Genomic DNA, 13,074 nt, shown 5'->3' with positions numbered 1-13,074 from the left:
CGGCGGCGCTCATCGGTGCGCGCGTGTGCGCTCGGGGTTGTCCTCGGAAAGGAGAGCTTGCTAGGGTGCGCACAGACGCTCCTTCACGCTCTGTTCGAACGGAGGACACCGTGTCCCAGCAGCATTCGACCCGCGCGCTCTTGCCGCTCATCCTCCTCGCGGCTGCAGCATGCTCCGGCGCCAAGCCCAAGCAGGCAGGGGAAGACTACAACTTCGAAAAGGCTTCGTCCGATGTGGCCGAACCCGCTGAAACGGAGAGCTCCGGCGCCGAGGCAGGCAGCTCCGGCGCCGAGGCGGGCGCGTCGGTGGACAGCGGAGGCGGGCTCAACCCCGATCAGAAGAAGCAGATGGAGATCGCCCTGCGTCGCGGAGGGGACAAGGCGGCGAACTGCGCCGAGGTCGTGTCCAACGCGCCGACGGGCGAGGGAGAGGTCAAGGTCGTGTTCGACGGCCAGAAGGGACGCGTGACCGACGTGCTGGTCGGGCCGCCCTTCGCGGGGACGCCCGCCGAATCCTGCGTGAAGCGCGCCTTCGTCGGAGAGATCGTGCTGCCGTTCGATGGCGATCCGCTCGAGGTCCCGTACACCGTGAAGCTGCCGTCCAAGAAGTCCGGCGCGGGAGCTTCCGGAACGAAGACGCCATGAAGTGCGCCTCCCTCGCCGTCGTCGCCGCGCTGGTGTTGGCCACTGCCTCCGCCGGTGCGGAGGAGCCGACGGCACCTCCGCGGTACCCGCCGTCCTCGGCACGCGTGAAGGTCATCGCCGGCGGGGTGGCCGTGACGGCGCTCGCTTACGGCGCAGCATTCCTTGCCGCATCCTCGTGGCCGGAGGTCCCTGGGGCGAGCGAGCTAAAGATCCCGATCGCTGGTCCATGGCTCGCGCTCGCCAAGAACGGCTGCGCCGCGGACGATCCGGACTGCGGCGCGACGCTGTACGTTCGCGGGGCGCTCACCGCCATCGGTGGGCTCGCGCAGCTCGCCGGCCTGGGTCTCGTCGGCGAAGGGATCTTCATGACCACGGAGGCGCGCTCGGCGCAGCCTTCGAACCCTGCGGCGCTGACGGTGCGGCCGGCCCCGGTGATCACCGCGACCGGCATGGGCCTCGGCGTCGTCGGTACGTTCTGAACTACCGAGAACCATGCGGGCCGCGCGGTGATGCGCCGGCGCCCGCTCACCGGCGGCGCCATGGCAACGGCGCGGGGCCGCAGACGGGCTTGCCCGTCATCCGTCCGATGCGCTCGATCAGCAGCTCGACGCTGGCGCCGTACGGTACGCGCTGATCAGCGCTTCCACCGAAGACGCGGCCCGCTCCGATCACGTCGCCCGCGCGCAGCCCGATGTGGTTGCTGATGTACGCGACGGATTCCGGCAGCGAGAAGGTCCACTCGCCGACGCGCGAACAGGAACGCGTCTCGGCATCGACGCGGACCTGAGTCCGCAGCGCCTCGACCGAGCCGAGCTCGTCGGGCGTGACGAGCACCGGGCCGAGCTGCGTTGCAAAGTCCTTCGCCTCCGACGGTGGGAGCCCGCGCGCGAGCGACCGCGCCTCCAAGCTGCGCGCCGTCCAGTCGTTCAGCACGGTGTAGCCAGCGATCGCGCGCTCCACCTCGTCCGGGGTGGCACGCCACAGGTCCTCGCCGAGGACCACCGCGAGGTTCAGCTCGTAGTCGGGCCTGTCCTCGAGCGGGGGGAAGGGGATCTCAGCCGCGTGTCCAAGCAGCGCGCGGCTGTTGCCGAACCGATACCAGGGTCGCTCGGCGCCGTGCGCGTAGGGGCCGAGCTGGATGTACGCCGCGCGGTCGGTGGCGCAGGGAGGCAGCCACAAGATCGTGGCTGGATGCAGATGCGTCGACGCGGGACGATCTCCGTTGAGCAGCCGATCATCCAGCGCGTGAAGGCCGGCGCAACGAAGCGCCACCACGCGCGTGTGAAAGTCCGACGCGCCGCGGATGTCCGCGAGCTTCGTCCCGAAGTGGCGCTCTAGCTCCGCGACGTCGTAGAGCGCTCCGTCCCGTTCGAGCGCTACGATCGGGGTGGACGTCGCGAGCTGGAGCACGTGCGCGATTCTCATGGCGTGACCAGGCCGCCGGGAGCCGGCGGAGCGTACCATCCCGGTCCGCCGACGCCCTCAGGCCGGCGGAACCCCCCGCGCCTACGCCTGCGGCCGGCGGTCGGCGCGCGATCCCGAGGGACTCGACCCTTCTTGGGACATCGGATTGTCCTTTGCATTGACGCGCTGGGAGAGCGGCCTAGAATGCCGGCGGATTCAGAGCGGCATCACGTCGCGCAGGCTTGCCGTGGGTCCCTGCCGGTTGCAGATGGGCTCGTACGGCAGGTCAGGTTCTGTTGCCGGCGCGGGGTTCCCCGTCGCGGGGTTTCCTCCGGCTTCGGTCCTGCTGACGGGGCCGTGCGGCTTGTAAGCCGGGCAAGGTATTTGCCGTGGACAGCCGACCCTTGGCGGCGCTCACCTTGGAGCGCCGCTCGAGGGACTGGTTACAGGCGCGCACACGGCGCAGCGGAGCGATGGGTCATGAGCAAGCGGACCAAATTCGTCTTCGTCACAGGCGGAGTCGTATCGTCGATCGGCAAGGGACTCGCTGCGGCCTCGATCGGGGCGCTGATGGAGTCCCGTGGGTTGAAGGTTACCCACCTCAAGCTGGACCCGTACATCAATGTCGATCCCGGCACGATGTCCCCCTACCAGCACGGCGAGGTCTTCGTCACAGACGATGGAGCAGAGACCGATCTCGATCTCGGGCACTACGAGCGCTTCACGCTCGCGCGGATGAGCCGCCAGAACAACTTCACCACCGGCCGCGTCTACGAGGCGGTCATCTCGAAGGAGCGCCGCGGCGAGTACCTCGGCGCGACGGTGCAGGTGATCCCGCACGTCACGGACGAGATCAAGCTGCGCATCCGTTCTGCTGCGGACGGGGCTGACGTCGCGATTGTCGAGGTCGGCGGTACCGTGGGTGACATCGAGTCGCTTCCGTTCATCGAGGCGATCCGCCAGCTCAAGGTGGAGTCGGGCGCGCAGAACGCGATCTCGGTGCACGTCACGCTGGTGCCGTTCATCGCGACGGCGGGCGAGCTGAAGACGAAGCCCACCCAGCACTCGGTGAAGGAGATGCGCGAGATCGGCATTCAGCCGGACATCCTCCTCTGTCGCTGCGATCGGCCGCTCCCGCGCAGCATGAAGGAGAAGATCTCCCTCTTCTCGAACGTCGCCGTCGACTGCGTGATCGCGGCCGTCGACGTCGACTGCATCTACGAGCTCCCCCTCGTCCTCCACGCCGAGGGGATCGACGAGAAGATCACGGAGCTGCTCAACATCTGGGCGAGGCAGCCGGACCTGTCGCCGTGGCAGCGCATCGTCGAGCGATTCAAGAAGCCGTCCCGCGGCATCGTGAAGATCGGCGTCGTCGGCAAGTACGTGCACCTGCGCGACTCCTACAAGTCGCTGCACGAGGCGCTCGTCCACGGCGGGCTCCACAACGACGTGCGGGTCGAGCTCGAGTACATCGACTCCGAGCAGATCGAGGCGCGCGGTGCGGCCGACCTGCTGTCGAACCTGGACGCTATCCTCGTGCCCGGCGGCTTCGGCGATCGCGGGACCGAGGGGAAGATCGAGGCCATCCGCTACGCGCGCGAGGAGAAGATCCCGTTCTTCGGGATCTGTCTCGGCATGCAGCTCGCGGTCGTCGAGTACGCGCGCCACGTCTGCGGCATGACGGGAGCGAACTCCGTGGAGTTCGATCGCAACGCCGCCTACCCGGTGATCGATCTGATGCCCGACCAGAAGGGGGTCGTCGAGAAGGGCGGGACGATGCGCCTCGGCGCGTACCCGTGCGTCCTGGACAAGGGCTCCGTCGCCGCAGAGGCGTACGGGCAGACGAGCATCAGCGAGCGGCACCGGCATCGGTACGAGGTGTCGAACAAGTACCGCGAGGCGATGGCGCAGAAGGGGCTCGTGCTCTCCGGGACGTCGCCCGACCAGCGCCTCGTCGAGATGATCGAGCTGCGCGAGCACCCGTACTTCGTGGGCTGTCAGTTCCACCCCGAGTTCAAGAGCCGCCCCCATAGCGCGCACCCGCTCTTCGCGCGCTTCGTGCGCGCCGGTCTGGAGCGCCAACGCGAGCGCAACAAGGCCGAGAAGCCGAAGCCCGGCGATTCTGCCTCCGCCCATACCCAGCAAGCTGCCTCGTCCGTCAATTAGGGCGGGGTGCAGGTCGTGCGCTACGGGCTCAGCCGCTAGGCGAGTGAGGCGTACGAAAGCCGCGGCGAGCCGAACGACACGGACGAGCCCGTAGCGCATCATGAAGATGCGCCCCGCGCCAGAGCTCCCGAGGGGCTCTGGCCCGCCGCGTCGACAGCGAGACGCGCGGCGCTGCGATGGTCGTCGAGGGGGTCGTCGCGAGCGTTCACGGACGAAGGCGGCTCTGCAGCCTCCGTCCGCAGATCATCGATGAACGAACGCCGCGGGCGATCAGACGTCGCCGAGGCTCGGCTGACCCAGCGGCGGGGCATCAAGGGGCTCGGCGTTCGTGGCCTGAGGCGCGAGCAGCGGCGAACGCTCGCCGACCTCCTTGATCAGGTTCCGCTGCAGCACGTGCGCAGGCGCGGTCCTGAGCTCCCAGATCAGGCCGAGCTTCTCCATCGCGCGCAGGATGTAGAAGCTGACGTCGATCTCCCACCAGAAGAAGCCCTGGTTCGCGCTGCTCATGTAGTGGTGGTGGTTGTTGTGCCAGCCCTCGCCGAGGGTGATCAGCGCGAGCCAGAAGTTGTTGCGGCTCGTGTCGGTCGTTGCGTAGCGCCGCGAGCCAAACACGTGCGCGAGGGAGTTGATCGTGAACGTGCCGTGCATGAGCGCGCACGTCGACACGACATAGCCCCACAGGAACGCGTCGTAGCCGCCCACCGCGAAGAGCAGCGCCATCATGCCGAGCGGGCCGACCACGTGGTAGCGCTCCAGCCAGCGGAGCTCAGGGAAACCCGCGAAGTCAGGGATGCGCTTCAGATCGAGCTCCTCGTGCTCGCGGCCGAGCCACCAACCCATGTGCGCGTACCAGAACCCCTTGCGGAGCGGGCTGTGGACGTCGCGCTCGGTGTCCGAGTACTTGTGGTGGACGCGGTGCGTCCCCCCCCACCACAGCGGGCCCTTCTGCGTCGCCGTGGTGCCGAGCAGCGCGAGCAGGAATTGCAGGCCGCGGCTCGTCTTGTAGCTGCGGTGCGAGAAGTACCGGTGGTAGACCCCCGTGATCGCGAACATCCGGACGAAGTACGTGGCCGCGGCGAGCGCCGCGAGCTTCCATGTGGCACCTCGGAGGATGGCGACCACGGTGCCCACGTGGATCGCAGCGATCCCCAGCACGTTGAAGATCTGGCCGAGGCTGGGGCCGGGTTTGGGTACGACGACTCGTGTAGGGCTCGATGCAGGCGCTTGCGTCATGGGTTCCAAGGTGGATGGAGCATCGAGCACGCCCGTCACTGGGGCTCACGACGCCGGTCATGATTCCGTCATGCGATGCAGCAGCCGGCGCGCCGGCGGATCGGCGCAGGGCGTCGACGAGCGCGCGATCTCAGGAGCGCAGCGAGAGGACGTCGATCGCTGGCCCGGCGGAGACCCGGATCTCGCTCGCTCGGAGGGGATCGCCGTCGAGGATGTAGGGGCCGTCGCCGAGCGAGGCCGCGCTGGGCTCGGCACCGAACCGGACCGTGAAATCTTGGACGAGGTCGTCGAAGTGGTCCCTGCCGCCGATCCGGCGGCCCGCGAGGACGAGCGGCGCGCGCGGCCCGAGCTCTCGAGGGGGCAGGGCGCTGGCGACGAGGTGAGGGCGATCGAGATCCTCTCCCGCCCGGTAGGTGACGAGCATGTGGATCCCGAGGTCGCGCACTGCAGAAGAGCAGATGAGCGACCAGGCGCGTGGGGCGAGCTGCCGCCCCTCCACGTCGATCGTGCACGGCAGCGGGTCGAGGACGCGGCGCGCGTAGGCGCCGCCGTAGAAGGACTCGATGAACACCCGCGCCACGATGCGCGCAGCGGCGCCGTAGCCGTCGCCTCCGCGCTCGTAATAGACATCGAAGAAGCTGGCCACGAGCCCGGTGCCGAAGATGAAGCCGATGCGCTCCTCGACACCGCCGCGGGTCGTCGCGCGCACGCGCAAGGTCGGCCGGCGGACGGCGCCCTGGATGGCCGCGCCGCTCGGGAGGCCGCGAACCTGGCTGACCGTCCGCGCGAGGAGCACAGCCGGATCGCCGGTCATGCCCCAGTTCCGCGCGACGGTCGCCACGGTTCCGCCTGGCAGCAGGACAAGAGGCGGCAACGAGCGCTCGCCGAAGGCGCGCGCGAGGGCCGTGACGCCGGCCATGAAGCTGCCGTCGCCGCCCGAGAGCGCGACGAGATCCGTGCCTCGCCGGGCGAGCCGCTCGCACACTTCCGCGAGCTCCGCGACGTTCGAGGTCGGGTGGAGCTCCGCCGCGCCAGCACACGCAACCGCCATGCGGTCGATGAGCGACGGCTTCGCCCGGTACCGGCGCGCCGTGGTGTTGACGATGACGTCGATACGCATGGTGCCGGAACGTGAGCGCCCTATAGAACGGATTCCCCGGGTGGTCGAGCCGAAGGGGCTTCGAACGCGAACTTCGGCGCGGTAAGACGCGCGCATGCGCCGCGTGCTCTCCGGGTCGATCCTCGCCGGCCTCCTCTCGCTCGTCGCCGTCACCGGCTGCGCGAGCTCGGCCTCCCTACGCGCAGCCGAGGCGGGCAGGTTCGACGAGCTGCGCCGCACGTTGGGCGACGAGCTTCGCCGCGGCGCGCTGGACAGCGACGACGTACGAGCGATTGCCCGCGCGATCGCGCAGGGGGAGATCGCGCGCGCGGCGCCGCCATCGGGGGCCGATCGGCTGCGCGAGCTCCGGACGTGCGCGCGCGCGCTGGAGGACGCGCTGGTCGAGCGCGCCGCGGGCTCGGACGCGATCGCGACCGCCGCAGAGATGCTCCTCCTCGAGGCGGGGCTCACCGACCCGGAGAGCGTGAAGCGGTACGCGAGCGACGCGGCGGCGGGGCGATACCCCGGCAAGGACGCGGCGCTCCGCGCGCTGGAGACGCGGGCGCTCGTCACAGCCGAGGACGGCGCGGTGCGCCGCTCGCGGATGCTCGACGGAGATCAGGAGGTCCGCGTCTCGGCGCTCCGCGCCGCCGCCGCGGCAGCGGACCCGAGCGACCGGGGAGCGCTGCTCGAGGCGGCGCGGCTCGATCCTTACCCGCTCGCGCGGACGCTGGCGATCCGCGCCGCCGGGGCGCTCGGCGATCAGGAGGTCGTGCTGGCGCTGCGCGATGTCTGGACCCTCTCGGATGAACCCGGGCGCGAGGCGATCGCCGAAGCGTGGGCGACGCCGCGCGCGATGGGCGGCGGCGGGCGCGCGCAGCTGCTCTGGGCGATCTCCACCCAGCGCGGCGCGCCCGCGATCGCCGCGGCGCGCGCGCTGGTCCGCGCGGGAGGCGAGGGCGTCGGCGAAGCGGTCTCCGTCCTCATCGGCGCCATCCGCTCCAGCCAGAGCCGGGATCGCGTCTACGCCATCCTCTCCGCGCCGCTCCAGGACACGGCGGTGCGATCTGCGCTCATCGAGGCGCAGGGCGATCCGGATGAGGCCGTGGTCTTCGCCGTCCACAGCCGCCACGTCGACGCCGCGCCGCGGGACGTCGCGGCGCGCGAGCGCTCCGCGGCGGTCGCTTGGCTCATGAAGCTCGCCGCGGGGACGTCGACGCGCGCGGTGCTCGCGCGGGGAGTCCTCGCACGTGCAGGCATCCGCGCGGTCGTGCCGCTGCTGGAGCGCGATGTCCGATCCCGCGAGATCCCGGTGCGCGAGGCGGCGGGGGCGGGCTTGGTCGCGCTCGGCGAGATCCCGCGCGCCGCATCGCTCCTCGCCGACGCCGAGCCCCAGGTCAGGACCTCGGTGGCCTGCGAGATCCTCGGGGCGTTCTGAGCGTTGCCAGGGCGGCGCCCGAGGTGGTCCGGTCGTTCAGAACTTCGAGACGAGCTCGAGCCGCGCGCCCTCGAACGGCGGGAAGAACCGGCACACGCCCGAGACGCAACGCAGTCCCCCGCGCCGCTGGCCAACGAAGAGCTGCGCGGTGTCGATGATCCGATCGAGCGCCGTCCTCGTCGACCCGGCCTTCCACTGCAGCCCCCCGTTGAAGAAATGGCAGAGCTCGGTGTCCTTGCCAGGTTCACACCCAGGCTGTGAGGTGTACTCGTAGCCGAACATCGCTGCGAGGTGGGGCGACCACTGGAGCGCGAGGTAGTTGTCCCCTTCGACCCAGGAAGATTCGAAGTTCTCCGGCCTGTAACGGCGCCGGCTGTTGCCTTGCGCCTGGATCGAGAACGCGCCGGCGAGGTGCTTCACGAGGTCGTAACGGACATAGCCCTCGCTGTAGAAGACATGGCCAGTGTCGGCCTCATCGGATTGCCGGACTCCAGCCCACGCGCGCACGTGCGAGCGGCTGCCGTCGAAATCGATCTCGGTGCCTGCTGCGGTATCCCAGGTGTCGGTCCTGTTCGTGTCGTCCGTCTTGCAGTCATAGTTCGCCTGGCGCTCGGAGAAGCTCACATAGCGACCGAGCCAGGCATAGATGGCCGCGCTCCGGTTGAAGCGGTAGTCGACGCGCCCGCGCCCGCCGGTCACGCAGATGTTGGGCGCTCCGATCGGCTCGACATAGATGGGCTCCGCCGTCGGAGGCTGGTTGTACGCCACGCCCTCGAACTCCGGCGCATTGAACCCCGGGTTCGACAGCGAAGAGACGTCGATGTTGGCCGACAGCGGGAAGAATCGCCGGTAGTGCTTCCCTTCGAGGGCGACGGCGAGCGGACCTCCACGCCCGTTCGCTGCCAGATAGACCGCATAGCCGGACATGTCCTTTGCAGGCACATCATCACGGTCGAGATGACCGCCACGGAGCTGCTGACCTGCAACCTCGACGTAGACATCGCCGCGCTCTGCGATGGACGGAATGCTCACCGAGCCGCTGAAGGTGCGGATCGTGTTGTGCTGCCGCGCGGGGGAGGCGCTGACGACGTTGAACTCCGGGAATCTACCGCCGCACAGGCGCAGCGCGGCCTGAGGATCCGCGCCGCCCTCGTCCAGGCATCGGTTGAACTCTTCGGTGTATGTCTTGCGCAGCAGCAGCGCGCCGTTCGCCGCGAGCTCCACGCCCTTCAGGGTCGCCTCCAGGCGTCCGCCGAGCACCGTGTCCTCCAGGTAGTTCGGCCGTGCCCCTTCGGTCACATCGCGGGTGCGAGGATTTCCCCCCGCATCCACGGTCGTCTCGCGCGTGACCAGGTCGTCGGCGCCAGGGAAGCCGAAGAAGAGCGGCGACCCGTCGCCATGGAGCCGCCTGCCGCTCGCCTCATCGACGCGCAGCGGGTTCATCTGCCCGGCGAAGGCGGTGGCCTCGAGCCTGAACAGCTGGAAATCCTTGTCGAGCACGAGCCTGCCGCCCCTCAGGGTCGTGTCGATGGCGAGCTCGTCCATCTTCCGCACGCTGAAAACGAGACCGCGTCCGAGCTGGGCGTAAAAGTCGCCCGCTGTTGCCTCGATACCCGGCTGCGTGTAGGTGAGCCAGAGCTTCGCTGGATAGATCGTCGTCAAATAGCGGGAGTGAACCTCCCGCGCGGCGTCGTTCAGATCGAACGATACCTCGTCGTTCAGGACCTTCTCTTGCAGCTCGAAGCTGGTCGCCGAGGGCCTGGCCAGGTAGAAAGAGGCGTTGAGCCGCGTCCCGAGCTGGATGCGCCACCAGTTGAGCTGAGCGTCGACCCGATCGACGATCTCTCCGTAGTTGTCGTCGAGATAGCGTGAGGGATAGCGGCGATCGTCGTTGCGATTGTCGAAATGATAGCTGGCGGCCGCGGTGTTCACGACATCGAGCGAGAGCGGTTCGCCGCCGACGTTCGGGAGATCGACCGCCGCCGCCGGAGAGGCCGCGAGGACGAACGTCGCTGTCAGGCAGGAACGGACGAGGCGGAGCGGGCTGCGCACCGCCCGATCTCTACCACGGACCTCGGCGCCGTGGAGCCAGCGAGCCGCCGATCGAGCCGAGAGCGCGCGAAGACGGCCGCCCAGGCGCTACTGGCCAAGCGCCTTCTCGACCTGCTCGGTGAGCGCTGCCTCGTCGCCGGGCTGGTACCCGCCCCGCTTGTGAAGAATCGAGCCGTCTCGGCCGATGAGCACGGAGAACGGGAGCTCGCGCTTCGGATTGTACCTGGCGGCCACGGTCGTCTCCTCGTCGAGGAGGACAGGGAAGATCATCTCTCTGTCGTGGACCGTGCTGCTCACCTGCGCCCGCGACTCCGGTCCGTCGAGCGACACGGCGAGCACGACGAACCCCTTGTCCTTGTGCTTCTTGTAGAGCTCGACGAGGTGGGGCATCTCCGCCAGGCACGGATCGCAGGTGGTCGACCAGAAGTCGATGAGCACCACGCTCTTGCCGGCGTAGTCCGAGAGCCTGACCGTCTTGCCGTCGAGGGCGGGGAGCGAGAAATCCGGCGCCGGGCTCGCCGATGAGCCGCCGGAGGCCGCTCCGCACGAGGCGGCACCGAGGCTGAGGACGATGGACGCCAGCGAGAGCGCGCAGCGGGTGTTTCGGTTCATTGGGTTTCCGTCGCGAAGGGCCGGCCTGAGCGGCCGACCGGCATGAGGCTCAACGTCGCGGGCGCCCTCTGCGGCGCCCTGGCAGATTCTCCCAGCAGCGCGCGCCGACCGGTGGCTCGACGACGCGCCCACGGCGAAGCTCGTTCAGAGCTCGCCGTTCATGATCTTCTCATAGGTCCGCCAGAAATTGCTGTCCTCCTCGGGCACGCCAGCGACGACTTCCATGATCGTCATGTCCTGCGTCCTGACGATCATGTTCGCCGGGAACGCGTCGGCCTGAAAAAGCGCGCCGAGCTTGTACGAAGGGTCGATCGCCGACGGGTACTGCACGTCGTACCGGGTCGTCCAGCGGTACAGGTCGTTCGGGACCGCCGCCTCGCCCGGGGTCCTTCCGTCTGCGAGCTGAACAAGGAACTCGCCGCCCTGGGGTTGATACTTCTTGTAGAGCTCGGGCAGGACGGACTCTGCCTCGATTTTGCAGGGGCCGCACCATACGGACGAGACGTCGATCAGCAGCACCTTCGGCTTCGGCTCTCCCGCGCCGTAAAGCGAGCCTTCCGGAAAGACCTCCGTCCCGGTCGGGTTGTAGAAATCGGCGAGCTGAATCGGCTGCATCGTGTCGTTGTGTTCGGCGGCGTTGGCGTACCCGACGAACTGATAGTTCGCGATCACCCGATGGAGGCTCACCCCATACGGCCCAGCCGGATATCGAGCGTTCGCAGCTTGACCCGTCCCCTCGGGAAACGGAGGAGCAGGAATGGGATCCTCAGCGCAGCCGACGAGCCCTAGAGCCGCCACGACGAAAAGGCCCATCCCACCGAGAACCGCGTCGATTCGCATGATGCCACCGCCTGAAGTATGGTGTAGGAGTGCTCATTCTTCTGGGCGGCACGGGGGGCGTCAAGGGCAACCTTGGCGTCGCCGCTTCGCTCGGGAGCGCGTTTCCGCAATCTCCGGCCAGGCCCGCCGTGCCTGCCCCGATCCGCGGGTGTTTCCCGCGCTGAGGTCCTATGCAGCAGGTTGTCGCTTCTCACAGCGCCCGTCGGCCCCGTCTCCGTAGTATCCACGCCTTCCTGATCTTGTGCTGCCTCGCGAGCGGGGCGGCCATCGCGGGCGGCGCATGCTCGTCGGGCACGCAGGACGAATGCTTCGGGGGGGTCATCGTCGACGGCGTCTGCGAGGGCAAATGCAAGCCAGAGCTCTGCCTGGAGGGCAACACCTGCGTCGGCAACCGCTGCGTGCTCAGGTGCAGCAGCCACGGCGAATGTATTCCAGGCCTCCAGGACTGTGCGCCGGCCGAGGAGGACGACTCGAAGGCCGAGATCCTGGTCTGCACGCAGAAGGAGAAGATGGTGGGCTTCGGTGCGCCCTGTCCATTCGGCACCGAGTGCGGCCAGTTCGGGCGCTGCCCCGACGAGACGCCGTGCAACCCGATCCAATGCAACGGGAACCCCGGCGAGTGCCAGCGCGACGCGGAGCGGTGCGGCGACGACCCCACGTGCTCCGCCGGCAAGTGCAGCGACGGCAGCTCCTGCGTCGTCCCCGCCTGCCCTCCCGACCAGTGCGCCTCGCTCGGCCTGGAGTGCCTCGGCAAGGGACAGGGCGACGCCGAGGCCTACTGCACGATGCCGCACTGCACGGGCGATGCGGACTGCCCCGGCGGCTTCGAGTGCGCCGTGTCGCGCGATCCTCACGCGATCTGCGGCACGGACAAGGGGAATGACAGCTTCTGCGGTGAGACGGACGAGGAGTGCATCGACCCGTCCACGTTCGGCGACGGCAACACCTATGTCGAGGGCCCGGTGTGCCTGCTGCGCAGCACCTGCGTCAAGCGCACCCAGTGCGCGCCGTGCAGCACCGATTTCGACTGCTCGTTCGTCGCAGAGCAGCGCTGCGTCGCGATCGACGGCGAGCGCCGGTGCGCCAGGTCCTGCAGCGCGGACTCCGACTGCGACCTGGACTACCGGTGCGACGACGGCGCGTGCGTCCCGCGGTTCGGCGCCTGCACCGGCAAGGGCAACTTCTGCGAGCCGTGCCGCAACGACACCGACTGCGGCGACGCGGACTCCACGATGGAGTGCACCACCACGCTGCGCGGCGAGCGGGCGTGCCTGGACGCGGCGCTCCCCATCCGGTGCACCGCGGAGAACGCGGCCGAGGTCTGCCCGAAGTCGCCCAGCGGGCTCGTCGGCGAGTGCGTGTGCGTCCAGCAGAACACGAGCGGGGACTGCGTGGACTCGCGGTGCTACCTGCCGTCGCGCCGGCTCGATGCCGGCGACCCCGATTCCAAGGTCGCCACCTGCTGGTGACGGCGCCGACCGGGCGCAGGAACGGCCGCTGTCGCGCCCGCGCCCGGCCGGAACGGGAACGAGCGCCCGCGGCGACGCCGCGCTCGCCGGTTGACGGGAATCCCGAGCAGTCCTAAC

Annotated in this window: 11 protein-coding genes; 5 read left to right on the top strand and 6 right to left on the bottom strand. The window is 69.1% G+C overall.

The features are described 5' to 3' along the window. The first annotated feature begins 110 nt into the window (after positions 1-110). Positions 111-644, top strand: a complete 534-nt coding sequence (locus WMF14_RS39060; RefSeq protein ID WP_272102846.1) for a hypothetical protein — start codon at positions 111-113, stop codon at positions 642-644. Further along, a complete protein-coding gene (locus tag WMF14_RS39055) occupies positions 641-1,123 on the top strand; it encodes a hypothetical protein (protein WP_437794821.1) in 483 nt (160 codons plus the stop codon). Before WMF14_RS39060 ends, WMF14_RS39055 begins: the two co-directional genes overlap by 4 nt. A 46-nt stretch (positions 1,124-1,169) precedes the next feature. On the opposite strand, the gene WMF14_RS39050 is transcribed toward WMF14_RS39055, so the two are convergent. Next, the gene (locus WMF14_RS39050; protein WP_437794818.1) at positions 1,170-2,069 is read right to left on the bottom strand and encodes a fumarylacetoacetate hydrolase family protein; all 900 of its coding nucleotides are present in this window, start codon (positions 2,067-2,069) and stop codon (positions 1,170-1,172) included. A gap of 459 nt (positions 2,070-2,528) precedes the next feature. On the opposite strand from WMF14_RS39050, the gene WMF14_RS39045 reads away from it, so the two are divergent. Beyond that, positions 2,529-4,214, top strand: coding sequence for a CTP synthase (locus WMF14_RS39045; RefSeq protein ID WP_272102849.1), 1,686 nt, complete (start codon positions 2,529-2,531; stop codon positions 4,212-4,214). Between the two features lie 270 nt (positions 4,215-4,484). Here WMF14_RS39045 and WMF14_RS39040 read toward each other — a convergent pair whose 3' ends face one another. After that, a complete protein-coding gene (locus tag WMF14_RS39040) occupies positions 4,485-5,369 on the bottom strand; it encodes an acyl-CoA desaturase (RefSeq protein WP_437794815.1) in 885 nt (294 codons plus the stop codon). 208 nt (positions 5,370-5,577) lie between these two features. Continuing rightward, on the bottom strand, positions 5,578-6,567 hold the full coding sequence (locus tag WMF14_RS39035; protein ID WP_437794812.1) for a diacylglycerol/lipid kinase family protein: 990 nt from the start codon (positions 6,565-6,567) through the stop codon (positions 5,578-5,580). A gap of 94 nt (positions 6,568-6,661) precedes the next feature. Between WMF14_RS39035 and WMF14_RS39030 the strand changes: the two genes are divergently transcribed. Then, positions 6,662-7,984 (top strand): hypothetical protein, encoded by a 1,323-nt coding sequence (locus tag WMF14_RS39030; RefSeq protein WP_437794809.1) that lies wholly within the window; start codon positions 6,662-6,664, stop codon positions 7,982-7,984. Positions 7,985-8,020: 36 nt separating this feature from the next. Here the strand turns inward: WMF14_RS39030 and WMF14_RS39025 are convergent, their stop codons facing one another. The 3 genes from WMF14_RS39025 to WMF14_RS39015 all read right to left on the bottom strand — a co-directional run bounded on the left by WMF14_RS39025 (position 8,021) and on the right by WMF14_RS39015 (position 11,320). Next, the gene (locus WMF14_RS39025) at positions 8,021-10,036 is read right to left on the bottom strand and encodes a DUF6029 family protein (RefSeq protein ID WP_437794806.1); all 2,016 of its coding nucleotides are present in this window, start codon (positions 10,034-10,036) and stop codon (positions 8,021-8,023) included. An 87-nt stretch (positions 10,037-10,123) separates the two neighbouring features. Beyond that, positions 10,124-10,648, bottom strand: coding sequence for a peroxiredoxin family protein (locus tag WMF14_RS39020; protein ID WP_437794805.1), 525 nt, complete (start codon positions 10,646-10,648; stop codon positions 10,124-10,126). A gap of 144 nt (positions 10,649-10,792) precedes the next feature. Beyond that, on the bottom strand, positions 10,793-11,320 hold the full coding sequence (locus WMF14_RS39015) for a TlpA disulfide reductase family protein (RefSeq protein WP_272102855.1): 528 nt from the start codon (positions 11,318-11,320) through the stop codon (positions 10,793-10,795). A 407-nt stretch (positions 11,321-11,727) separates the two neighbouring features. Here WMF14_RS39015 and WMF14_RS39010 point away from each other — a divergent pair, with 407 nt between their 5' ends. Continuing rightward, positions 11,728-12,957, top strand: coding sequence for a hypothetical protein (locus WMF14_RS39010; RefSeq protein WP_437794802.1), 1,230 nt, complete (start codon positions 11,728-11,730; stop codon positions 12,955-12,957). The last annotated feature ends 117 nt before the right edge of the window (positions 12,958-13,074 follow it).

Source organism: Sorangium sp. So ce693 (assembly GCF_051521375.1).
Taxonomy (GTDB): domain Bacteria; phylum Myxococcota_A; class Polyangia; order Polyangiales; family Polyangiaceae; genus Sorangium; species Sorangium atrum.
The sequence above is the reverse complement of the archived record's forward strand: the minus strand, read 5'-3'. Positions and strand labels throughout refer to the sequence as shown.

What these genes read in the sequence shown, in the direction of transcription:
- WMF14_RS39035 (WP_437794812.1), bottom strand. Translation starts at nt 6,567, where the DNA reads ATGCGTATCGACGTCATCGTCAACACCACGGCGCGCCGGTACCGGGCG.
- WMF14_RS39050 (WP_437794818.1), bottom strand. Translation starts at nt 2,069, where the DNA reads ATGAGAATCGCGCACGTGCTCCAGCTCGCGACGTCCACCCCGATCGTA.
- WMF14_RS39020 (WP_437794805.1), bottom strand. Translation starts at nt 10,648, where the DNA reads ATGAACCGAAACACCCGCTGCGCGCTCTCGCTGGCGTCCATCGTCCTC.
- WMF14_RS39055 (WP_437794821.1), top strand. Translation starts at nt 641, where the DNA reads ATGAAGTGCGCCTCCCTCGCCGTCGTCGCCGCGCTGGTGTTGGCCACT.
- WMF14_RS39030 (WP_437794809.1), top strand. Translation starts at nt 6,662, where the DNA reads ATGCGCCGCGTGCTCTCCGGGTCGATCCTCGCCGGCCTCCTCTCGCTC.
- WMF14_RS39045 (WP_272102849.1), top strand. Translation starts at nt 2,529, where the DNA reads ATGAGCAAGCGGACCAAATTCGTCTTCGTCACAGGCGGAGTCGTATCG.